Raw genomic sequence first — 23157 nt, 5'->3', positions numbered from 1 at the left:
GGCAGTGCTCTCCTCACGCGTGACGTGGAGAAGACGACAACCGGGGATGTGACAGAGAAGGGTCATACCCTGATCTGAGAATCCCCGCCCGGTTCAGCCAGCAGCTACCTTCCGGCATCCCCCCCCCACCAACCCAATCCACCAAACTTGGCGAAGAGCCAGACGAGGTCTGTGCGGCGAGATGGGTGGGTCCGAGCCAACGTTTCATCGCTGAAGGAAACAGTTCGTCGGCATGGGCGTACCAGAGATCCGGCGGCTCGAGCAGCTGGAAGACAAGAACAGCAAGCTGAAGCGGCAGGTCGCTGACCTGATGCTGGACCGCTCCATGCTGCAGGAGGTCCTGAAACGAAAGTGGTAAGGCTCGCCGCTCGCCGCGAGGTCGTCAGCCTTCCGGTGCCAAAGGCCTACGCGATCTCGCCGGCCAAGCCCGAGACCGGAGAGACCGTGGAGGCCGGCGTGAAGTTCGTGCCGCCGGGCGCGGCGACGTCCTTCCTGTTCGCCGTCTTCGACACCAAGAAGCGCAACGCGCTCAGCTTCGACGCTATCAATCCGCTGCAGCAGGCCTATTACCAGACCGGCGAGATCGACGTGCGCGGCTTCGAGATCGAGGGAACGGTCGAACTCAGCAGCGGGTTTCGCCTGCTGAGTTCGCTCACCGCACTTGATGCGCGGGTCACGCGGGACACGCCGCCGGCCGGCCTCAGCGTGGTCGGCAGGCGGCCGATCCAGGTGCCCAACATCGTGATTTCGAATTGGCTCGACTACACGGTCCAGACCGTCGCCTTCCGCGGCCTCGGACTCGGCGTCGGCCTGCGCTACATCGGCGATACCTTCGCGGACGCCCAGAATACGGTCCGGGTGCCGGACTACGTCCTCACCGATGCTTCGATCCCCTACACCTATGACAGTTGGCGCTTCCAGATTGCGGCCAACAATCTGTTCGATCGGGTCTATGTCGGGACCTGCGCGCTGCTCGCCGGTTATAACGGCTGCAACTACGGCGATGGCCGCCGCATCACGGGCTCGGTGACCACTCGCTGGAAGATGTCGTCGCAGGCTCGAAGCGCCCAAGCTCCGGGCCTGCATGAACCGATCCGGCGCGCGCGCGGTTGGCGCGCGAAAGGAGAAAGGTTCATGGCCACGAAGATTGTGCTGATCAAGGCTGCGCTCGCCTTGGTTCTGCCGCTCGCCATCATCGGGACGCGATCGGCGCGAGCGGAAAGCCCGGCTCAGACCGGGACGGGCGGTGGAGCCCTGTCCACCACGACCGCACCCAACACGTCCAGCGTCGGGCGGACCAAGCCCCCGGGCAGTACCGCGGGGCCTGAGATGTCCGGCGAGCAGGAACGCCGCACGCCGCAGCAGAAGAAGGATTCGGAGATCACCAGCGGGATCTGCAACGGCTGCAATTGAAACACCCGAGCAACATCGAACGCTCAAGCTTGCCGTGCCGTCCCCTGCCCGCCCCCATGCGAGGGATGGCCGGCGAACCGGGTTCGCGTCCCTCGTTCACGCGGCCCGGTTCGCCGTTCCGTCATCGTCCAAGGCGGGATGGCGAGGGGTACTGAACATCCGATCGCGTGGATGAGACATCTCGCGTGGATGAGACATCGGCGCGATCGCGCGGGGCGCGCTTAGCGGCTTCCGCGCTGGGCAAGCACGGCCGGGACCGTGCGGACCAGGATCGAAAGATCGCGTGAGAACGACCAGTCCAGGGCGTAGGCGAGATCCATCTCGACCCGCTCGGCGTAGGAGCAGTTGCTGCGACCGGAGACCTGCCACAGACCGGTGACGCCGGGCGTGACCGAGAAGCAGGTCTGGAAGGCGGCGCCATAACGGGCAACCTCTGCCTGCACGATGGGCCGGGGACCGACCAAGCTCATCTCGCCCTTCAGAACGTTGATCAGCTGGGGCAACTCGTCGAGGCTGGTCTTGCGGAGTATATGACCGAGCGGGGTAATCCGCGGATCGTTCGTGAGCTTGTGGGTTGCGTCCCATTCCGCACGTGCAGAGCGGCTTTGCGCAAGATGCTCCTGAAGCAGGGCATCACCATTGGACATCATCGACCGGATCTTGAGGCAATCGAAGGTCCGTCCGCCAAGGCCGATGCGGCGGTGACGGAAGATGGGCGATTTACCATCTTGAGCCCAGACCGCGACCAGAAGAACGGCCATCAGCGGAAGCAGAAGGAACAGGGTGATCAGGGCGATCGAAACATCCACACTGCGCTTTGCCGCCAAACCGATGTGACGAGACTGGGTCTGGCTGAGAGGAAACGCAAGGTTCGATTGTTCTGCCGCCACGTAATCATCCCGTTTCATATCGGTGTCCTTTCGAACAGCAGTTAATCAGAAGTTGGCCAATTTCAGCGAAATTCGTGCCACATCGAATTTAGGAATTTCGCGCCATTTTTGGACGTTCGGGAGCGCTGTTGCGGGTCCCATAGCAGAAACACGCCGATGGCCGCACCATAAAAAAATACGTGCAGGCGTATTTTGGGACAGAGAGGCAATGTCAGAGCAGGTGATGAACAATGGTGCCACTTTTTATACCGAGACGGCTTACGATCGAAAGTTTTGATTGACTGTTCGATTGCTTTCGATGGCCGAATCTCTGTTGTAACGATAATGGGTTAGAAGGGTGTCATTTGATCAAGTGCGGCGCTGTCGGTGTGCTTGTTCATAGGCGTTGAGGGGAAATCAATTTTCTACGTACGATAACGAGAACGCAGTGTCAGACAAACGCGGCGAAATCCTGTCACGTCTCTCGTGATCTCCATCAACCTTGCCGCTCGTAGCGATCCACCCAGGCTGGAAGAGCCTGATGCTCAGCGAGGCCGAAGGACCGGATGGAAAGTGCCGGTTCCGCCCGCCGGGGCCTCGAACAAGCGTTGTGGGTTCCATCCCACGGGCTCCGGCACCACTAAATCCGGGCGTCGTGCGTTCCCCACCGAACTCACCGGACCCGCCGCGCGCGGCGCGGCCCGTTCGCGATGCCGAATACGATGAAACCGTGCAGAACCCGGGTGCGACGCCGAGGATGTACTCATTCATCTACCCTTGGAGCCTGTGCAGCCATAGCGTCTCACCAGCTCCCCGGACCTGCTCGAGACGCATCGGATTCCGCCCCGAAACGTCGAAGGTGTCCGAACGGTTCCAGCAAAATTGACATGGTAAATGAAGCTATGGCCAGCGCTGTGGTGATCGGTGCCTCCGGGGGGCTCGGCCGCGCGCTCGTCGGCGCTCTCGCGCTGCGTGGGGAGCACGCTAGCGTCTTCGCCCTGTCCCGTGCGGGAGCCGCCCTGGGGGATGTCGTCCCCGAACCGGTCCGCTACGGTTGCGTGGATGTGACCAACGAGGCCTCGATTGCTGCCGCGGCCGAGCGCGTGGCGCGCTGCGGGCCGGTTGGGCTCGTCATCGTCGCCACGGGCCTCCTGCATCAGACTGGACTGGTACCCGAGAAGGCGATCCGCACCCTCGACCCGGCCGCCATGGCGACGGTATTCGCCGTCAACACCATCGGTCCTGCCCTGGTGGCCAAGCACTTCCTGCCGCTGTTGCCCCGGAGCGGACGCAGCGTCTTCGCCGCCCTGTCGGCGCGGGTAGGGTCGATCGACGACAATCGCCTGGGCGGCTGGTACGCCTATCGTGCCTCGAAGGCGGCCCTGAACCAGATCCTCCGGACCCTGTCCATCGAGGCGAAGCGCACCCATCCCGACGCGATCGTGGCCGGCCTCCATCCCGGAACGGTGGCGACCGGCCTGTCCCGGCCGTTCCGGCCCGATGCCGGGGCTCCGGGTCTGTTCACACCGGAGGCTAGCGCGGCCCACCTCCTGGCGGTGCTCGACGGGTTGAATCCCCCGGATTCGGGCGGCGTCTTTGCCTGGGACGGGCAACGGATTCCCGCCTGACTGGGGCGCGCGTCGCGGCGCGATTCCGTCCGGCAGGAGCGGCTCAGGTGGATCGGGTCCCGGTGTGCAGGGCGCGGTGCAGGGACCGGATGATCTCGGCCCCGTCGCAGGGCTTCTTGAGGAAGTCGCTGGCGCCGGCCGCCAGAAGGGTGTCGCGGAGGCGGTTGGTGGGGAACGCCGTCATGAAGATCACCGGCACGGTCGAGCCGCGGGCGAGCAGGCCCTGGTACAATTCCAGGCCCGACATTCCAGGCATCTGCACGTCGGTGAGGACGCAGTCGGGCACCGGCGCGTCGTGGCATTCGAGGAAGGCGCGTCCGGAGGCGTAGATGCGGGCGGTGTAGCCGAGGGAGCGAACCAGGCTTCCGGTGGCGATCCGCACCTCCTCGTCATCGTCCACGATGGCGATCACCGGCACTGCTGGCATGGCTTGACCCCGGGGTTTGCTGCCCGGTCACGGCGATCCGGAGGCGTTGGCCCATGCTCTGATATGGGCTTCGGCATCGCCGCTGGTAATCATACGGAGGTTTGCCGTCAGGCCGGGGGCTCGCCCTCCATCCTCGGGGACCGTCGCGGCGACAGCGATGACGCTCCCGGTCGATCTCGGCCCGGCGAGATGCCAAGGGCTTCCGCGCTGCGGACCAGATCGGCAAGCGACCGCGCCTTCATCTTGCGCATGACCTGGCCCCGATGGATCTTCACCGTGATCTCGCTGAGCCCAAGATTGCCCGCGACCTGCTTGTTGAGCAAACCGGCGGTGACATGCGCCATCACTTCGCGCTCGCGCGGCGTCAAGGTCGCGTAATCGCCTTTCAGGCCGTCCAGGGCCGCGTGGGCGCTGCGCTGATGCGAATCGCGCGCGAGGGCGGCTGCGATCGCGTCGAGCAGGTCCTGCTCGCGGAAGGGCTTGGCCAGGAAATCCACCGCTCCGGCCTTCATCGCCCGCACCGACATCGGGATGTCGCCGTGCCCGGTCATCAGGATGATCGGCAGGTCGATCCCGAGCGCGCTCATCTGATCCTGGAAGTCGAGGCCGCTCACCCCCGGCAACCGGACGTCGACCACGAGGCAGCCCCCGTCCGGTGGGCGTGGCGCGGCGAGGAAATCCGTCACCGAGCCGAAGCTGAGGCAGGGCAGGTCGACCGAGCGCAGGAGGCCCGAGAGTGCGTCCCGGAGATCGCTGTCGTCGTCCACCACGAACACCGTGGGGGGCGCGGCCGGAGGTCGGGCGGGTTCCGTTGCGCCGTTGCGTCTCATGAACGCCTCCCGGGCGTCGTGGGGATCGTGAAGTGGAAGGCGGCGCCTGGCCCCTCGTGGCCGGAGACCCAGAGGCGACCGCCATGGGCCTCGATGGTCGAGCGGCAGATCGCCAGCCCCATGCCCATCCCGTCGGGCTTGGTGGTGAAGAAGGGTCGGAACACCTGCTCGACGACCTCATCCGGGATGCCCGCGCCATTGTCCGCCACGGTGACGCGGACCGCCGTCGCGTCCGCTGCGACGTCCGCTGCGACTCGGAGGATGAGACGACGGGGACGGTCGTCGACCATCGCCATGGCCTGCACGGCATTGATCATCAGGTTGATCAGCACCTGCTGCACCTGCACCCGGTCGCAGAGGATGGCGGGCAGGTCGGATGCCAGCTCTCGCATCAGGCGCACGCCGCTGCGCGCCAATTCACGCTCCAGCAACTGGGCCGATTCATCGATCATCTCGCGCAGGTCGATCCAGTCGCGCGGGGGCGGTGCCTTGGCCAGGAAGGTGCGGATGCGGGACACGATCTCGCCCGCGCGCGTCCCGCTTGCCACGACCCGGCGCAGGGCCGATGCGGCTTCCATCAGGTCTGGAACATCCCGTCGAAGCCAGCGCAGGGCCGCCTCGGCATTGGTGACGATCGCCGCCAGGGGCTGGTTCACCTCGTGGGCGATCGAGGCAGTCAGTTCGCCGAGCGTGGTGACGCGCGCGGCGTGAGCCAGCTCGGCCTGGACGGCGAGGAGTGCTTCCTGGGCTTGCTTGCGCTCGGTGATGTCGACCGCGAAGACCAGCACGCACTCGAACCCGCCGGGCTCGGAGGGGAAGGTGATGCCGAACAGGATCGGCACCCGTGCGCCCGACAGCGTCCGGATCGCCGTCTCGCCCTCGAAGAACGCGTCGCCGCGCGCGAGTGCGGCCAGGGAAGCGGCGAAGGTCGGCTCGTCGTCGGGCAGGTACGCGTCGAGGGTGCGGGGGGGCGCCGCTTCCTCCCCGGCTCCGATCAGGCGCCGCATCTCCGCGTTCGCCTCGACGATGGTGACGCTGCGGCGCAGGGTGCGAACCATCTCGGGATGCCCGTCGAGATAGGTCCCGAGCGTTGCGCGCGTCTCGGCCGGGAGCGCATCGAGGGCCGCCCGGACCGCTCGCCAATCCTGCTGCAGGATCGAGACCCGCGCGCTGTCGAAGATGGTGCGGTAGCGACGCTCGCTCTGCACCAGGGCTGCGTGTGCGCGGCGGCGCTCCGTGATGTCGGTATTGGTCTCCAGGATCGCGACCGGCTCGCCGCGCGCATCGCGCTGGAGCGACCAGCGGCTCTCGACCACCACCTTGGCCCCCGACCGGACGGACTGGACCAGCTCGCCCTCCCATCGCCCGGTTCGCATCAATTCGGCCCGGATCGCCGCCTCCCCGTCCGGGAAGACGGTGCGCAGCAGCGCGTGGACCCGCCGGCCCCGAACCTCGTCCCGGCGCCAGCCGTAGAGATCCTCCGCCGCCCGGTTCCAGAACGTCGCGATCCCGCTCGGCGCGCGCACGAAGATCGGGTCGTGGGTGAGTTCGAGCAGTTCGGCCTGCTCGGCCAGGATGGTGGCGGTCGCCTGGTTGCGCAGCACCAGCAGAGTGCTCACCCCGATCGCCGCGAGGCTGACGAAGGCGCGCAGCAATGCGGAATCGCGGTCGAGAGGGTCGTGCGACAGCAGGTAGGCCACCGCCGTCAGCATCAGGCAGCCGATCGCCACCAGGATGACGCTGTTCCGCTCGAAGGCCCGCGCCGCCATCAGCACGACGACGACGTAGAGGACGGCCACCGCCCCCTCCAGCGGGGTGAACGCATCGATGAGGAACAGCGCCGCCGCACAGCCGAGCGCGAGCGCGCCGAGGCCTCTCAGGCGTCCGCGGCCTTCATCGCCGGTGCCGAGAGCGGATGGACCGGCTACGAGGCGCGCGTCCATCGAAACCTCGCGCGCCTGCTCGGGATGAGCGTGCGTCTCCGTCGGCTCGGGACGACCGACCACAGCCAAACTCGACGCACAACCTTCACGGCACACGCCTCCGCGCCCTTCGGCGCGCCGCCTCTCGGGTCTGCGTCCGCATACGTTCGCTCCGTTCCTCCCGGGCTTGCCGGGACCGGCAGCCGACCCCCTGTCCTCGATCCTGACAGGACTGCGAATCTTGCATGTTTCGCTTGCAGATTGGACGATCCAATCCCTTGGTCCGGGCGCGTTCCGCGTCGGATCACCCCACGTCTCGATGGGGGCGGCTCCGTACAAAACGACGCGCGATCGGACAAGCGCGATGCGACGCCGTCGTCCAGCCTCGCTCGCACCGACCCGGCGGGACGGCGCGCGGATCAGGCGTGGCCCGAGCGCCCCACCGGATCTAAAATACCGCGTTCGAAGACACGGAGTGCGCTGACGTGACCGACACGAATTCGGCGTCCCAAGATTCGGCGCCCCAAGATTCGGCGTCCACGAATGGGGCACCGGACGCCGGGGGCGACGATCGCTCCGCGCAGACCTTTCCCCACCTGAGTGCGGAAATGGCGCAGCGGGTGGCCGCCTATGGCACCGAGGAGATCCTTGCGGCCGGGACGCTGCTGTTCTCGCGCGGCCAGCGCAGCGTGGACTTCTTCCTGGTCCTCTCGGGTCAGGTCGACATGTTCGAGACCGATCATGCGGGGGCCGCCACGGTGTTCACCGTGCACACCGCCCGCCAGTTCACCGGCGAGCTCGATCTGCTCAACGATCGCGAGATCCTGGTTTCGGGCCGGGCCGCCGTGGAGACGCGGGTGGTCCGCATCCCGCGCAGCGACTTCCGCCGCCTGGTGACGGCGGAGCCGGATATCGGCGAGATCATCATGCGGGCGTTCATCTTGCGCCGGGTCGGACTGATCCGGCACGGACGGGGTGGCGTGGTGCTGATCGGCCTTGGCCATTACCGTGAAACGTTGCGTCTCGAACGCTTCCTCGTTCGCAACGCCTATCCCCACCGCATTCTCGACATCGCCCTCGACCCCGAGGCCCGGCACGCCCTCCAGGGGTTCGGCCTCACGGCAGCCGACCTGCCGGTGGTGATCGCCCCGGGCGAGGCCGTGCTGCGCAATCCCTCGAACGCGGCCCTGGCGGATGCGCTCGGCCTGACCGAAGCCCTCGACCCGGGCCGCATCTACGACGTGGCGGTGATCGGCGCCGGTCCGGCGGGCCTCGCGGCCGCCGTCTATGCTGCCTCAGAGGGACTCGACACCATCGTGATCGAGGGGATGGCCCCGGGCGGGCAGGCCGGGACCTCCTCGAAAATCGAAAACTATCTGGGTTTTCCCACCGGCATCTCGGGCCAGGCGCTCGCCGGTCGGGCCCAGGTCCAGGCGCAGAAATTCGGGGCGCGGCTCGCGATCTCCCGCATGGCGGCGCAGCTCGATTGCGGCGGTTCGGCCTTCCGGGTGGTCCTGGAGGACGGCGGAAGCGTTCCGGCCCGTGCGGTCATCGCTGCCACGGGGGCGCGCTATCGCCGGCTGGACTTGCCGCGCTACGCCCATTTCGAGGGCCAGGGCATTCATTACGCCGCCACGGCCATGGAGGCGCAGCTCTGTACGGGCGCCGAGGTGATCGTGGTCGGCGGCGGGAACTCGGCCGGTCAGGCCGCGATGTTCCTGTCACGCACCGTGGCGCACGTCCATCTCCTGGTGCGGGCGGACGGGCTGGCCGCCACCATGTCGGACTATCTCGTGCGTCGGATCGCGTCGTCGCCGCGCATAACCCTGCATACCCGGACCGAGATCGAGGCGCTGCACGGCGACGATACGCTGACGTCGGTGACGTGGCGCGACGGGTCGACCGGCCTCGGCGAGACCCGGCCGATTGGGAACATCTTTGTCATGATCGGCGCGGTGCCGAACACCGGATGGCTGGCGGAGTGCCTCACCCTCGATCCGAAGGGCTTCGTGCCGACGGGGATGAACCGGGACGGGCTACCGGCCACGTCGCCCTACGCCACCGTCGTGCCCGGCCTCTACGCCGTTGGCGACGTCCGGGCGGGCTCGGTGAAGCGGGTCGCCTCCGGCGTCGGCGAGGGCTCGGTGGTTGTCCAGGCGGTCCACGCCTTCCTACATCCGGATCCCTGACTCGCTTCCCGTCACGGGTGGGTGCGCAGGAGGCCGTGATGGCGGCGCGGGGCGCCCTCCCCCCGATCCTGTGTCGCCGGGGTTCGGGCGGTCTGGCCCCCCGGTGCCCCGGCGGCGGCGAGCCCCGCCGGGGGTGTGTAGGTCTGGGCGAAGGGTGCCGTCGACCCGAGGGCCAGGGCGGCTGCGAGGAAGGGCCGGACGAGCAGGTTCATGGTCGGTCTCCCTGGAGATGCCGCGCGGCGGCGGGCCGGACTGGACGGGAGTCAGAAGGCGGGGCCGCCGGACGTCGTGCCGAAATTCGGGACCGCATGATTGGTCTCGTCGGCGTTGCCGCCCTTGGCCGAGCTGTCGAGGCTTCGGCCGGCCTGCGGCGCCCTGTCGGTCGGGAGCGAACCGGTCGTGGCGATATCGGCGCCCTGCCGGGTGGCGACCGGGTGATGCATCGGCGTCGCGAAGGCGGGGGCGACGAGGCCGAGCTGGAGAACCGCGAGGGTGGCGAGCTGCTTGATCATGGGATGTCTCCGATTGGATGGTGGTTCTGAGAGCGATCCGTGGACTGAGCACTTCGTGTCGCCAGTCCTCGGTTCGTGCTCACATCCTAGCCAACCTGGAGAGGCGCGATATTATACAGCGGATCATCGCTGTGATTCCTTGGGTCGACGCCATTATACCAAGGTTTGCATATCAAGTATTCGTCTTTTCGGATTCCGCCTCGAAACATGCATGAAACGCGATTCGTGGTCGGTGGGGATCTGCGCCATGGCATTCGCCCCGTAGCAACAGCCTGTCGCCCCGTAGCAACAGCCTGTCGCCGCGTAGCAACAGCGTGTCCTCTTTCAAATAATCGACGGACATCCGGGGTTGCCGGGACCGTGTGCGACCAAGCTCATCGGTGGTACACCAGCTTTGGTCCTGGCGGCTGGGCGATTCGCCTGTGACGTGCGGCCAGGAGGTAGACCGTGCCGAAAAACGCTGGTGTTTCAGGCCTCTCGACCTTCGCGGATGCCGGACCGACGCGCCTCCAGACCCGATTCGCGGCGGTCGTCTCTCTTGCTTTCGGTGTCCTGACCCTCGCGCTCCTGCCCATCGCGGCCGATCCCATCGGGGCGATGCCGGGCTTCGTTCCCAGTTATCAGGCTGCGCTGATCACGGTCTACGCCGTCACCACATGCCTGTTCTTCGCGCAGTTCAGGCGGACCCGCTCGGTCCCGCTCCTGGTACTGGCCGCCGGCAGCCTCTGCACCACCGAGATCGTCGCGATACAGCTCTTGACCTTTCCGGGCCTGTTCGGCCCGGGGCGGATCATCGGGTCCGGTCCCGGCACCACGACCTGGCTCTGGACCCTGTGGCATCTCGCGCCGCCGCTCTTCGCCCTTCCGTATGCGATCATGGAGGGCGATCAGCGCCCGCGCGCCGTGCCGAGCCATCGCGTCGCCCGGGCCGGCGGCCTGACAGCCCTGGCAGTGACGGCCGTCGTCGCCGCGCTGACCTGGATCATCACCGACTATGTTGATTACCTGCCGCGCAGCGTCGAGGGCGACAAGTACTGGCTTCTGACAACCTCCGGCATCGGCCCCGGAGTCGTTGTCCTGACCGTTGCAGCGCTGGCCACCCTGTGCTGGACGACGCGCCTGCGCAGCGTGCTCCAGCTCTGGCTCGCGGTTTCGCTGCTGCTCCTCGTGTTCGACAACCTGATCACCCTCGTGGGGGCGGCGCGCGGCACGGTGGGCTGGTTCGCCGGGCGGCTCGAAGCCCTGATGGCCGGGATCATCGTCCTCGGGGTCTATCTGCGCGAGGTCGACATTCTGTACGGCGCGGCCGAATCGGCGGCCGAGGCGAGCGAGCGCCAGCGGGCGGAACTCGAGATCGCACGCGACAACTTCGCGGTGGCGCTCGAGGCCGCCGACATGGGCGACTGGACCCTCGATCTCGCAACTGGGCAGGCCCGGCGCACCCTGCGCCACGACCGCATCTTCGGCTACGACAGTCTCTTGCCGCGCTGGGGCCTCGCCGACTTCATCGGCCATGTGGTGACTGAGGACCGCGCCCTGGTGGAGGCCGCCCTGGCACGGGCGGAGGATGAGTCCACGCTCTGCTTCCAGTGCCGGATCACCCGAGCCGGCGATGGCGCCGAGCGCTGGATCGACGTGCGCGGCCGCCTCTATCGCGGCGCCGACGGCCGTCCCGCCACCCTGGCGGGGGTGGTCATCGACACCACCGATCGGCGCGAGGCCGAGCAGCGCCTGAATCAGTCGCAGAAGATGGAGGCGATCGGCCAACTCACCGGCGGTGTCGCCCACGACTTCAACAACCTCCTGACGGTGATCGTCGGCAATCTCGACATGATCGTGCGCCGACCGGACAACGCGCAGCGCGTTGAGCGCCTCGCGACCTCGGCGATGACCGCGGCGCGGCGCGGGGCCGAGGTCACCGAGAAACTGCTATCGTTCTCGCGGCGGCAGGTGCTGCGGCCCGAGACCGTGAATCCCAACCATCTGCTGAAGGACTTCCAGGGCCTGCTTCAGCGCGCGGTCGGCGAGACCGTGGCCCTGATCCTCGATCTCGACGCGGCCCTCGATCCGGTCCGCCTCGATCCCGGCCAGTTCGAGAGCGCCATCCTCAACCTCGCGGTCAATGCGCGCGATGCCATGCCGGGCGGTGGCACCTTGACGATCCGGACCCAGAACCTCGCCGTGACGCCGGAGCGCCGCGGCGCCCTGTCCGACCTGACGCCGGGAAACTATGTCCGCGTTTGCGTCATCGATACCGGCCTCGGCATGGACGCGGCCACCGCCGCGCGGGTGTTCGAGCCGTTCTTCACCACCAAGGATGTCGGAAAGGGCACCGGCCTCGGCCTGAGCCAAGTCTACGGCTTCGCCCGCCAGGGCGGCGGTCAGGTCCGCGTCACGAGCGCGCCCGGCCAGGGGACCACCATCACCATCGACCTGCCGCGCTCGGCCGAGCCCGCAATCGCGAGCCTGCGCACCGACGCACTCCTGCCCCTGCGCCGGGCGGTGGAGGGCGAGGTCGTTCTGGTGGTCGAGGACGAGGCGGCCGTTCTGGAGATGGCGGTCGAGAGCCTGTCCGAACTCGGCTACCGCACCCTCACCGCCACCCATGCGGCCGAGGCGCTGGAGCGTCTGAAGGGGCCGGAGCGGATCGACATCCTGTTCTCGGACGTGGTGATGCCGGGCGGCATGAACGGGGTCGAACTCGCCACCCATGCCCGGACGCTGCGTTCCGGCCTGCGGGTGCTGCTCGCCTCCGGCTATACCGGCTCGGCCCTCGGCGAGCAGGGTGTCCCCGTGGACCTGCCGCTCCTCAACAAGCCGTATCGGCGCGAGGATCTCGCCGACAAGCTACGTCTGGTGATGGGCGGGCGCTGACACCCGTCGGGGTTCGTCAGCGCCGCGTCACGCGTCTCAGAGCTTGGGCAGCATCCGGTCGCTGATGATGCGTCGCTGGATTTCGCTGGTGCCCTCGAAGATCGTGGTCAGCCGCGCGTCGCGCCAGTAGCGCTCGACCCGGCGCTCCGTGGTGTAGCCGTTGCCGCCATGGAGCTGCATCGCCTGGTTGGTCACCCGCACGGCCATCTCGGTACAGACGAGTTTGACCATCGCCGATTCGCTCTCCGCCGGTTCGCCGGCATCGAGCAGATGCGCGACCTGGTTCCAGAAGGCGCGTGCTTGCGCGATATCGGCCGCCATGTCGGCGAGCGCGAAACGCAGGGCCTGGAAATCGCCAATCGGATGACCGAACTGCTCACGCTCCTGCAGGTAGGCCTGGGTGTCCTCCAGCGCCGCCCGGGCGACGCCGACCGCGCGGGCCGCCGTGTGCACCCGCGCGATGTTGAGGCCGCGCTGGACCGAGGCGAAGCCACCCGAATCCGCATCCGCGCCCTGGTCGCCATAGAGTCCGGTCAGACGGTCGCTCTCCGGCACCCGCACGCCGTCGAGATCGAGTTCGAAGGTCAGGAAGCCGTGATATCCGATCTTGTCGATCACCCGGCCGGTCATCCCGGGCGGGAAGGTCCCGGGCTCCTTGACCACCAGGAAAGGCTCCAAACCGGCCGAGCGCGGCTCGCCGGGCTCCGGGTCGCGGGTACGGGCCAGAACCTCGACGAAGTCCGCCGCCTTGGCGAAGCCCGCCCAGCGCTTGGTTCCCGTGAGGACCCAGGTGTCGCCGTCGCGCACCGCCCGGGTCTGCACGCCGGCCAGATCGGAGCCCGCCGTCGGCTCGGACAGCGCGATGCCGCCGATCCACTGACCCCGGGCGGATTTCTCGAGGAGGCTCCGGCGCCGCTCCGGATCGAGAGTCTGGGTGCCGAGACCCTGGCCGCGAGCCAGGATGCTGCCGACCGAGAGCCAGGCGCGGGCCAGTTCCTCGGATACAAGGCAGTACTCGAACACCCCGAGGCCGAGGCCGCCCTGCTCGGCCGGAATGGTGATGCCGAACCAGCCCTTGGCCGCCATCCGGTCGATGAGGGTCCGCGGCATCTCCGCCTTCTGCGGGTCGAGTTCGTCGGCCAGTGGCATGACGACGTCTCTGGCGAAGGCCCGCGCCTCCGCCTGGAGCGCCGCGCGCGCCTCGGTGCGCCACGGCGGCAGCAGGTCCGGCGGAGAAGGGTCCACGCGATCGGGCTTGGCCATCCTGTTCCCCCCTCGGTTGCATGGGTTCGACCGGTCCCCGTCTTCCGGGTTCCTGCCGGGTTCCTGCCTTGTGTGCGGGGAAGCTAGAGCGATCCGGTCCGATGTCGACCGCTGGCGCAGGCCTCCCGGTCGCCGGGGACCGGGCCCGCCGATGAGGCGGGGCGAGCGAATCCCTGCGGATCATGGATCGGACGGCTCACGGTTAGGCCGGATTACGCGATGCGACGGATCGCGCAATGTTATGTACCCGACACAACGGAGTGCGTTGCGCCTGCCGGCCGATCCGCGTAGGCACCGCATTCCGGGTCGGCACGGCGGGGCTGTCAGCAGGGAGCGAATGTCTTGAGCCTGACCTTAGAATCGCCACCGGCCGAGGCCCTGACGGCCTGCGACCGAGAGCCGATTCACCGGCTCGGGACGATCCAGCCTCACGGGTTCCTCATCGCTTTCCGGATTGCCGACGGTCGGATCGTCGAGGCGAGCGCAAATGTGCCGGGCGGGATCGAACGGGTGCTCGGACGCCGCTTCGCCGAAGTCTTCCCGAGCCTGGACGGGCTTCTGCCGCGGGATTTTGGCGAGAGCGCGCGCGACGGCGCGCAATATCTGCGCACCGTGACGCTGGAAACACCCGAAGGTCTCGGGGCCTACGATCTCGCGGTTCATTGTCCGGGCGACCTGGGTTCGGGCGATCCTGCTGCGGGCGATCCTGCTGCGAGCGATCTTGCCGTCCTCGAATTCGAGGCGGTCCCGAACGCGCTCGCCTCCGAGCACAGCCTGGACGCGCTCTATCCGCGCCTCAGCCGCTTCGTCGAGGGCCTGCACGAGGCCGCCTCCGTGGCGGAGTTGTGCGATCTCGTGGCGGTCGACATCCGCCACATCACAGGCTTCGACCGAACCCTGGTCTACCGGTTCGACCGCGACTGGCACGGTACCGTCATCGCCGAGGACGGGAACGGCGCCCTGCCCTCCTATCTCGACCTGCGCTTCCCCGCGACCGACATTCCGGCCCAGGCCCGGGAACTCTACCGTCGCAATCGCCTGCGGATCATCCCGGATGCGGGCTATCGGCCGGTGCCGATCCTGCGGGAGGCCGCGCTCGCCGACGCTGAGCCCTTCGACCTCAGCCAGTCGATCCTGCGCAGCGTCTCGCCGGTGCATGTCGAATATATGCGCAACATGGGCACGATGGCATCGATGTCGGTGTCGATCCTGGTCGACGGTGCGCTCTGGGGCCTGATCTCCTGCCACAATCGCGAGGCCCGCCGGGTGCCTCTTCAGGCCCGCAACGCCTGCGACTTCCTCACCCGCATCTTCGCGCTGCAGCTCGCCGCCAAGGAGCGCGGTGCCGAGGCCGAGCAGCGCCTGCGGCTGGGGGCGATCCAGGCCCAGCTGCTGGGCTATATGGCGGAGGAGGAGAACTTCGTCGACGGCCTGCTGCAGCATCCCGACGACGTGCTGGCCCTGGCCGGCGCCTCCGGAGCGGCGGTGATCACCTCCGACAGCTGCCGGCTGATTGGGGCGACCCCGCAGGAACCCGAGGTTCGGGCGATCTACCAGTGGTTGTCCAGCGGCCCCGGCGGTGCGGATCTCGTCGTCACCGACTTCCTCGGCGAGGCCTATCCTCCGGCGCGGGCCTTCGCCGCGCGGGCAAGCGGCCTCCTGGCGATCTCGATCTCGCAGAAATACGCCAGCTACGTGTTGTGGTTCAGGCCGGAGGTGGTGCGCACCGTCAAGTGGGGCGGTGATCCCACCAAGGCGGCGGTGCCTGATCCGGCCGGTGGGCCGCAGCGCCTGCACCCGCGCAAATCCTTCGAGACCTGGAAAGAGACGCTGCAGGGCCGCTCCCTGCCCTGGTCCCGTGCCGAGACCGACGCAGTGAAGGATCTTCGGACCTCCGTGCTCGGCATCGTGCTGCGCCGGGCGGAGGAACTCGCCTCCCTCAGCGAGGAACTGCAGCGCTCCAATAAGGAGCTGGAGGCGTTCTCCTACTCGGTCAGCCACGATCTGCGCGCGCCCTTCCGGCACATCGTCGGCTATTCGGAGCTGCTGCGCTCGCGCGAGGGCAGCCGCCTGTCCGAGAAGGGCCGGCACTACATCGACACCATCGTGGAGGCCGCTTTCTCGGCCGGCACCCTGGTGGACAACCTGTTGCGCTTCTCGCAGATGGGCCGCAACGCCCTGAACCCGGTCACGGGCGACCTCAATGCCCTGGTCGAAGAGGTTCGCCGCTCGACCCTGCGGGACGCTGGACCGGACCGGACCATCCATTGGACGGTGGGGCCGCTCGGCCGGGTCCATGCCGACCCGGTGATGCTGCGCCTCGTCATCGAGAATCTGCTTTCGAACGCCATCAAGTACACCCGGCACCGGGCCGAGGCGACGATCGAGATCGGGCGCCTTGAGGCGCCGACGACCGGCCTCGATCCGGAAGGCGCCCCCTCCGGTCAGGCGGTGTTCTTCGTCCGCGACAACGGCGTCGGGTTCGACATGGCCTATGTCGGCAAGTTGTTCGGCGTGTTCCAGCGCCTTCACCGGGTCGAAGAGTTCGAGGGGACTGGCATCGGCCTTGCCAACGTCCGCCGCATCGTCGAGCGCCACGGCGGCCGCACCTGGGCCGAGGGTGCGGTGGATGCTGGCGCGACTTTCTACTTCACCCTTCCGACACCGACTCCGGTCCCCAATCCGAATGCCGGGGGCAGGTCCCGTTCGCCGAGGAATTCGAGGGAAGCACGCTGAGCCATGGCGGACCTGAAGCCGATCCTCCTCGTCGAGGACAATCCCAACGACATCGAACTCACCCTCGCGGCGCTGGAGAAGAGCCAGCTCGCCAATGAGATCGTCATCTGTCGCGACGGTGCCGAGGCCCTGGATTTTCTGTACCGCCGCGGCGCCTACGAGATGCGGGACAGCCGTGATCCTGCGGTGGTGCTTCTCGACCTCAAGCTGCCGAAGGTGGATGGCCTGGAGGTCCTGGCCCAGGTCAAGGGCGATATCCGCACCCGCGCGATCCCGGTGGTGATGCTCACATCCTCGCGCGAGGAGACCGATCTGGTGCGGTCCTACGATCTCGGCGTGAACGCTTTCGTGGTCAAGCCTGTTGGGTTCACGGAATTCTTCGAGGCGATCCAGGATCTCGGCGTGTTCTGGGCGGTGCTGAACGAGCCGCCGCCGCACCGTGGAGGAGGATGGCCATCGAACACGTGACGCAGCGCGATCCGGATCGGGAGATGCAGGACGGCTTCGGATCGGAGCCGTTGAGAATCCTTCTCCTGGAAGACAGCGACCTCGACACGGAACTGCTCGGCGCGGTGCTCGACGATCTGGGCCACCCCTACGACCTCGACCGGGTGATGACCGCGGCCGACTTCACCACTGCGGCCGACCGGTGCGAGCACCACCTCATCCTGGCCGATTACGTGTTGCCGACCTTCGACGGCCTCAGCGCCCTGGCGATCGCCCGCGCCCGCTGCCCCGGAATCCCTTTCGTGTTCGTATCCGGGACGCTCGGTGAGGATGTCGCTGTGGAGGCCCTGAAGCGCGGGGCCACCGATTACGTCACCAAACAGCGCCTCGACCGCCTGCCCCGCACCATCATGCGGGCGCTCGCCGAGGCGCGCGCCTATGCCGAGCGTGAGCGCGCCCTGCGCGACCTGCGCCACCTCAACGAGACCCTGGAGGCGCGGGTCGAGGCCCGGACCAGCGAACTCGCGGCCAGCAATGCCGAGCTGCATCGCCAGATCGTCGAGCGCGAGCGGGTCGAGGAAGCTCTGCGGCAGGCCCAACGCCTGGAGGCGGTCGGGCAGCTCACCAGCGGCGTTGCCCACGACTTCAACAATCTCCTCACGGTGATCTCCGGCAACATCGCCTTCCTGGAGCGGGTGGTGAACGACGAGCGCTCGCAGCGCCGCCTGACGATGATGCGCGGAGCCGCCGACCGGGGCGCTCGCCTCACCGCCCAGCTCCTCGCCTTCTCGCGGCGGCAGCGTCTCGAGCCGACGCCGGTGGAGCTGAACCAGACCGTCTCCTCCATGCGCGACCTGCTTCAGAGCTCGATCGGCGGGGCGGTACGGATCGAGATGACGCTGCAATCCGACCTGTGGTCGGCCCTCGTCGATGCGACGCAGATCGAACTCGTGATCCTGAATCTCGCGATCAACGCCCGCGATGCCATGGCGGTGGGCGGTTGCCTCACCATCGAGACCGCCAATGTCAGCCTGACCCCGGCTCCGACCCGCGCCGAGGAGCCGGCCCCCGGCGAGTACGTGATGCTGGCGGTGAGCGACACCGGCACCGGCATCGCCCCCGAGGTCCTGGCCCGGGTCTTCGAGCCGTTCTTCACCACAAAGGCGGTCGACAAGGGCTCGGGCCTCGGCCTCGCTCAGGTCTACGGCTTCGTCAAGCAGTCCGGCGGCGGCGTCCGCATCGACACTCGGCTTGGCGAGGGAACGTCCGTCCGGGTCTACCTTCCGCGTGCCGAGGGCGGGTCCGACGCCGCCGAGAGTCCGGCTCCGGGGATCGACTGCGCCGCGCAGCGCAGCGCAGGGGACCGGCCCGTGGTGCTGGTGGTCGACGACGACAGCGCGGTCCGCGAGGTCACCACCACCATCCTGTTCGAGGCCGGCTATCAGGTCCGCGAGGCGGGCTCCGGCCTCGCCGCCCTCGCCTCCCTGGAGGGGGATCCCTGCGTCGACCTGATCGTGCTCGACTTTGCCATGCCGGGCATGAACGGCGCCGAGGCGGCCTGCGAGATCCGGCGGCGCTGGCCGCACCTTCCGGTGATGTTCGTGACCGGCTACGCCGACACCACCGCCCTGATGCAGGCGGGCGAGGTCGGCGCCGACCGCATCGTCCAGAAGCCGTTCCAGGACGGCGAACTCCACCGCAAGGCGGCGGCGATCCTGGCCGGCAGGCCCGCCCCGGCGGCCCTGCGGCTCGTCTCGAGCCGCAACTCGGCCTGAAAGCCCATCCGGCAAGTCATCAGGCGCGTTCAAGCCTTCGGACGAGGATCATGACGGCTGCGGCGTTGAGGAAGGCTTGAGTCGAGGCGAGGGTCGCTTCGAGGGCCGTCTCTCCGCCCGCGTGTCTGCCGCGTATCGAAGTTGGTACCACGGCGCGCGCGGCTCTTCGTCGCCACAATTCCCGCTCCGCGCACCCAGAACCGCGAAGCTCAGTGGATGTCCACCCTCGTCGGTGCATCGCCTTGCGACGCCGGGGCGTTCGCCGGCATCCCGTCCGGCGGGGCGATGCCGGGATCGATGGGCCGGCGCGCGAGATCGACATCGTGCGCGGCAAGATCGGCGTCGTGCGCGGCGAGATCGGCTGGTGTGATCACCGCGCGGTCGATGGCCTCGCCCAGGGCGGCGGCCGAGAGGTGCAGGATCTCGCAGCGACGGTTGCTCACGATCCGACCGTTGCCGGGCGTCGACGGGGCGAGCAGGCGCGCGAAGCCGATGCCGGCGCCGGGTTCGAGCCGGCGGGAGGTGTGGCGCGGCGCCTCGGCCAGGAAGACCTCCCGGTCGGGTTCGTCCTGGATATGGCTCGCCAGGGCGAGGTGCAGCAGGCGCGGGTCGTCGGTCCGCGTGGCATAGCCGTGCGCCAGGGCGTAGGCGTAGGGGCCGAGATGACGGGCGGCGCGCTCCCCGATGACGGCGAGGGGCGCTGCGGCCATCCGGACGGTGCCGTGCTCGTCCGGCCCGTCATCCATCAGACGGGCGAGCTGCGCGCGTTCCGCGTCGAGGCGCGCCTCGCGTTCCTCGCGCGCCGAGCCGCGCAGGAGGAGGGCCGCGCCGCCTCCCAGGGCGATCTCTTCGCCGGGGCCGTAGCTCCGGCGTTCGCCGAAGGGCAACAGGCGGGCGACGAGATCCTGGGCGAGGCGCGGCAAGGGGGCGACGAGGTGCCCGTCGTCCCGAGGCGGAACGCCCCAGCCCGCCATCGCAATGCCCTTGCGGGATAGGGCATACCAGAGGCGGACCTGCAGGTTCGAGGCGATGTTGCTCCGCTCCAGGCATTCCAGCGTGTAGTAGCGGGCGCCGTAGCGCAGGAAGCCGCGCTCCGGATCGGGGCCCAGGAGGACCGCCGAGGGCGGAAACGCCAGGTGGATCTTCGGCACACCGCTGCGGAGCACATCCTCGGTCACGGCCAGCACATCCATCGGCGGGACGTGGGAGCGGACCGCGAAGAAGACCGTGTGTCGGGACGGCTGCCCACCGGGGACGATCTCCACGGCATCCGTCGTCAGCCCGTTATTGGGCAGGACGATGCGGGTGTTGTTGCTCGTCCTGAGGAACACCGAGCGCCACTTGAGTGCGACGACCTCGCCCTCGATCGGGCCCTTGAAGATGTAGTCGCCGACCCGGAGCTGGCGTTCGAGTTCGAGCGAGAGGCCGGTGAACAGGTTGCCGAGGGTCGCCTGGAGAGCCAGGCCGAGGATCAGGGTGACGACGGCCGAGGTCGCCAGCAGACTGGTGACGTTGAGACCCAGGGCGTAATGCAGCCATCCCAGCGCGGTCGCTGCATAGATCACCATGGCCAGCATGGTGTGCAGCCGGTCGGAATGACTCCCCAGACGCGCGCGCGCGGCGAGCAGGCGCAGCAGCGCCCGTTCGAGCAGCCGGGCCAAGGCGAGGGCGCTGAGACCCGTCGCGAGGGCGGGCAGGAGAGTCTTGGCGAGGCCGTCGTCGGGCGCCACCGTGAAGTCGAGCAGCCAGACGAGGGCGGCCAGCGCGATGAAGACGAGGGTGGACATGGGGCCGCCGGTTCCGTCAGGCGTCGGAGCGCGGGCGCGACGAGCGCGTCGCCGCGTCGAGGCTGGTCTTCAGCCGCGTGATGGAGCGTTCAAGATCGTGGAACTGCCCGTCGAGCTCCCGGCCGCGCCGCTGCGGCGCCGGCCCCAGGTTCAGGCTGACGGATTGGGCCACGCCCGTGATGGTCTCAAGCGGCCCCGTCACGTAGCGGCGCAGCAGCAGCAGGAAGATGGCCGTCGTCAGGACGAAGACGCAGACGAGGGACCCCACCGTGGTCAGGACCCCGTTGAGGGCGCGCGTCACGATCGGGCTCTTGGGGACCTCGACGAGCTGAATGCCGATCACATCCCCGAGTTGCCAGTTGAAGCCGTTGCCCGCCCCGTACTTGGCGACCATGGCGGCCGGTGCCGCCTCGGGGGTGGAGTGGCATTCCAGGCAGGCCGGGTCGGTCAGCCGCAGGGGCCGGCTCACATAGAAGCGTTTGACGGTCGCGGTCCCGGTCTCTCCCGAGAGCTCCGTCCGGGCCGGGTTCTCCTGGAACGCCCGGAACAGGCCGACCTCCCAATCGGCTGCGCGGTCGGCCGTGTTGGTCGGATTGAGCGACCGCTCATGATAGCTGTAATCCGGAAATTCCTTCTGGAGCCCGGCCAGGGTCTTCTGCGCGCCGTAGGACGGCACCGATTGCGGATGGAAATGGGCTTTGTCGTCGAGTTGCTTGATCAGCGGCGCCACCTCCTGCGCCGTGTAGCGGCGCACGGACAGGGCGATGGTGAGGAGAACGCTGGCCTTCTCCTGCATCTCCTCCTGCGCCTGGCGGAACTCGAGGGTGAAGGAGATGTAGCCCGCGATGCCCACGCCCAGGGCGAAGCAGAAGGCGAGGATCAGACCGAATCGAGCCTCGATGCGCATGCAAGCCCTGTTCAAAAAACGGCCCCGGGCCTGCGCGGCCACAACCGGGCCGGCGCCACACGGGGCCTTCGACACTGTGATCGCGCATCGAGCCTGTGCCGATGCCGCCTGGACGCGCCGGGAGAGCGACGCTGCAACATCCAATCACGTCATGTCGGATTAATGAACCCGGCCGCCCAAGATCCGGTAAAATTCAGTCTCGTGTGTCCGGCGCACCATGGTCAGCCGAGACGGGATCGTGTTGTTCGCCGATGTTAAGTGAGGTTTTGAGGTTGGGCGGTCACGTGTCGCGCGATGACTTCTTTCAGGATTGCGGCTTTTGAAGCAATGGTGTTTTGCCTGGCGCAAAAGTCGAAGTCTTCGAAAATAAGATTTCGAAATATGCCGGCGTTCATCCGGTAAGTCGTCAGGCGCGTCCAAGCTTGCGGACAAGGATCATGACGGCCGCGGAACGGAAGGCCTTGGCGACGAATGGAAAACTCCGACGTGACAGGCACGACATCGGTCCGGTGTCATCCCGGCCCCTCGAACCCGCACCACCCCTGATCGGACGGGCTCCGAAGGGCCGACGCGAGGCCGATCAGAGACCCTGGGCCAGCACCGTGCGGGCGTCGGTCCAGGACACCGTCCCGTAGCGACCGTTGTCGAGCGGCGCCAGCTTGCCCCGCCCGCTCGCCATGTCGCGCAGGTACTGCATGCCCTGCCAGGCCGGAAAGACGGCGTCGCTTGCCGGGGTCAGAGCGCGCACCACGCGGATCAGCAGCCCGAGCCGACCGAGTCCCCCGGCCCGCCACAGCCCGAAGGGTCTGCCGGTCAGGTCGGACATGGTCGCGGCCAGTTCGCGGGCCGTCACCACGTCTCCGGCGATGCGCAGGAAGCGCGGCGCTGCGGGGTCGAGGGCGGCCGACGCGGTGTAGCGCGCGACGTCGTCCTTCGTGGTGAAGTCGAAGAGCTGGTCGGCATCGCCCCAGTACAGGACCTTGCGCGGCCGTTGCAGCACGATCGGGGCGTCCCCCGTCAGCAGGTCCGCGAAGGCCCCGTTGAGGATCGAGGTCGCACGGATCGGGGTTCGGTCGACCCGCGCCATGAAGGCGCGGCGCAGGTCGAGGTTGCGATTGTCGCCGGGCTGGGTTCCGGTGAAGTCGAGGGAGAAATCCGACGGAATGAAGCGCGGCACCCCGGCCGCCACCGCCGCGTCGAGCAGGCGCCCCTGGGCGTCGCGGATGACCGGCTCCAGGCCGTTGAGGGCGGAGACGACGCAGTCCGCGCCGCGACAGGCCGCCACGAGGGCGGCCGCATCCGCGTAGTCGACGGCGACCGCCGTCACGCCGGGCACGGGGACCGTGGAGCCGCTCCGCACCAGCGCCCGGACCTGGACGCCGCGGGCCAAAAGGGCCGTTGCGATACGGCCGCCGAGATCGCCTCCGATCCCCGCGAGGGCGACGGTCTGTGCGTCGGCGGGCAGGTCTGACGGTGTGGAGATCATGGACGGCCGTGGTGCTCCATCGGCGAAACCCGTTCCTGGCACGAGCCGGGACGCCGCTGCGCCTCAAGGTAGGGGCGGCGCCAGAAAATCCA

18 protein-coding genes and 1 pseudogene are annotated in these 23157 nt (G+C 68.1%); 8 read left to right on the top strand and 11 right to left on the bottom strand.

Annotated elements, in window-relative coordinates; all coding sequences use genetic code 11:
* Positions 1-169: 169 nt before the first annotated feature.
* Together J7U37_RS17370 and J7U37_RS17365 are read left to right on the top strand one after the other, a co-directional pair.
* Positions 170-381, top strand: a pseudogene (locus J7U37_RS17370) (transposase); the annotation flags it as partial.
* Positions 382-393: 12 nt separating this feature from the next.
* Positions 394-1413, top strand: coding sequence for a TonB-dependent receptor (locus J7U37_RS17365; protein ID WP_348773001.1), 1020 nt, complete (start codon positions 394-396; stop codon positions 1411-1413).
* 221 nt (positions 1414-1634) lie between these two features.
* On the opposite strand, the gene J7U37_RS17360 is transcribed toward J7U37_RS17365, so the two are convergent.
* Entirely contained in the window at positions 1635-2321 is a 687-nt protein-coding gene (locus J7U37_RS17360) for a sugar transferase (RefSeq protein WP_247636494.1), read from the bottom strand.
* Between the two features lie 848 nt (positions 2322-3169).
* Between J7U37_RS17360 and J7U37_RS17355 the strand changes: the two genes are divergently transcribed.
* Positions 3170-3910, top strand: a complete 741-nt coding sequence (locus J7U37_RS17355; protein WP_244478398.1) for an SDR family NAD(P)-dependent oxidoreductase — start codon at positions 3170-3172, stop codon at positions 3908-3910.
* Positions 3911-3953: 43 nt separating this feature from the next.
* On the opposite strand, the gene J7U37_RS17350 is transcribed toward J7U37_RS17355, so the two are convergent.
* The 3 genes from J7U37_RS17350 to J7U37_RS17340 form a co-directional block, all read right to left on the bottom strand.
* Positions 3954-4337 carry a response regulator gene (locus J7U37_RS17350; RefSeq protein WP_247636493.1) on the bottom strand — a complete coding sequence of 128 codons (384 nt, stop codon included), beginning with the start codon at positions 4335-4337 and terminating at the stop codon, positions 3954-3956.
* A 107-nt stretch (positions 4338-4444) separates the two neighbouring features.
* Positions 4445-5167: a response regulator gene (locus J7U37_RS17345; RefSeq protein ID WP_247636492.1), complete on the bottom strand. Its 723-nt coding sequence runs from the start codon at positions 5165-5167 to the stop codon at positions 4445-4447.
* Positions 5164-7110, bottom strand: a complete 1947-nt coding sequence (locus J7U37_RS17340; RefSeq protein ID WP_247636491.1) for an ATP-binding protein — start codon at positions 7108-7110, stop codon at positions 5164-5166. Before J7U37_RS17340 ends, J7U37_RS17345 begins: the two co-directional genes overlap by 4 nt.
* 587 nt (positions 7111-7697) lie before the next feature.
* Here J7U37_RS17340 and J7U37_RS17335 point away from each other — a divergent pair.
* Positions 7698-9278 carry a cyclic nucleotide-binding domain-containing thioredoxin-disulfide reductase gene (locus J7U37_RS17335; RefSeq protein ID WP_247636490.1) on the top strand — a complete coding sequence of 527 codons (1581 nt, stop codon included), beginning with the start codon at positions 7698-7700 and terminating at the stop codon, positions 9276-9278.
* A gap of 11 nt (positions 9279-9289) precedes the next feature.
* Here the strand turns inward: J7U37_RS17335 and J7U37_RS17330 are convergent, their stop codons facing one another.
* The gene (locus J7U37_RS17330) at positions 9290-9490 is read right to left on the bottom strand and encodes a hypothetical protein (protein WP_056481950.1); all 201 of its coding nucleotides are present in this window, start codon (positions 9488-9490) and stop codon (positions 9290-9292) included.
* 51 nt (positions 9491-9541) lie between these two features.
* The gene (locus J7U37_RS17325; protein WP_056184529.1) at positions 9542-9790 is read right to left on the bottom strand and encodes a hypothetical protein; all 249 of its coding nucleotides are present in this window, start codon (positions 9788-9790) and stop codon (positions 9542-9544) included.
* A 447-nt stretch (positions 9791-10237) separates the two neighbouring features.
* On the opposite strand from J7U37_RS17325, the gene J7U37_RS17320 reads away from it, so the two are divergent.
* Positions 10238-12664 (top strand): MASE4 domain-containing protein, encoded by a 2427-nt coding sequence (locus J7U37_RS17320; RefSeq protein ID WP_056184531.1) that lies wholly within the window; start codon positions 10238-10240, stop codon positions 12662-12664.
* 36 nt (positions 12665-12700) lie between these two features.
* Here the strand turns inward: J7U37_RS17320 and J7U37_RS17315 are convergent, their stop codons facing one another.
* Positions 12701-13927: an acyl-CoA dehydrogenase family protein gene (locus J7U37_RS17315; RefSeq protein WP_247636489.1), complete on the bottom strand. Its 1227-nt coding sequence runs from the start codon at positions 13925-13927 to the stop codon at positions 12701-12703.
* Between the two features lie 348 nt (positions 13928-14275).
* On the opposite strand from J7U37_RS17315, the gene J7U37_RS17310 reads away from it, so the two are divergent.
* Genes J7U37_RS17310 through J7U37_RS17300 form a run of 3 tightly spaced genes read left to right on the top strand, consistent with a single transcriptional unit; the run spans position 14276 to position 18885 of the window.
* Positions 14276-16663, top strand: coding sequence for an ATP-binding protein (locus tag J7U37_RS17310; protein WP_247636499.1), 2388 nt, complete (start codon positions 14276-14278; stop codon positions 16661-16663).
* 3 nt (positions 16664-16666) lie between these two features.
* A complete protein-coding gene (locus J7U37_RS17305) occupies positions 16667-17131 on the top strand; it encodes a response regulator (protein ID WP_056184535.1) in 465 nt (154 codons plus the stop codon).
* Positions 17113-18885 (top strand): hybrid sensor histidine kinase/response regulator, encoded by a 1773-nt coding sequence (locus tag J7U37_RS17300; protein WP_082507898.1) that lies wholly within the window; start codon positions 17113-17115, stop codon positions 18883-18885. The genes J7U37_RS17305 and J7U37_RS17300 overlap by 19 nt, the downstream gene beginning before the upstream one ends.
* A gap of 209 nt (positions 18886-19094) precedes the next feature.
* Here the strand turns inward: J7U37_RS17300 and J7U37_RS17295 are convergent, their stop codons facing one another.
* The 4 genes from J7U37_RS17295 to J7U37_RS17280 all read right to left on the bottom strand — a co-directional run bounded on the left by J7U37_RS17295 (position 19095) and on the right by J7U37_RS17280 (position 23065).
* The gene (locus tag J7U37_RS17295; protein ID WP_056184537.1) at positions 19095-20672 is read right to left on the bottom strand and encodes a mechanosensitive ion channel domain-containing protein; all 1578 of its coding nucleotides are present in this window, start codon (positions 20670-20672) and stop codon (positions 19095-19097) included.
* A 16-nt stretch (positions 20673-20688) separates the two neighbouring features.
* Complete coding sequence (locus J7U37_RS17290) at positions 20689-21579, bottom strand: DUF3365 domain-containing protein (RefSeq protein ID WP_056184540.1); 891 nt, start codon at positions 21577-21579, stop codon at positions 20689-20691.
* A 254-nt stretch (positions 21580-21833) separates the two neighbouring features.
* Entirely contained in the window at positions 21834-22076 is a 243-nt protein-coding gene (locus J7U37_RS17285) for a hypothetical protein (RefSeq protein WP_247636488.1), read from the bottom strand.
* 83 nt (positions 22077-22159) lie between these two features.
* Positions 22160-23065 (bottom strand): NmrA family NAD(P)-binding protein, encoded by a 906-nt coding sequence (locus J7U37_RS17280; protein ID WP_247636487.1) that lies wholly within the window; start codon positions 23063-23065, stop codon positions 22160-22162.
* Between the last annotated feature and the right edge of the window lie 92 nt (positions 23066-23157).

The organism is Methylobacterium sp. 37f, assembly GCF_023093475.1.
Lineage (GTDB): Bacteria > Pseudomonadota > Alphaproteobacteria > Rhizobiales > Beijerinckiaceae > Methylobacterium.
Note: the sequence above shows the minus strand (reverse complement) of the source record. Positions and strands in the feature narration are given on the sequence as shown.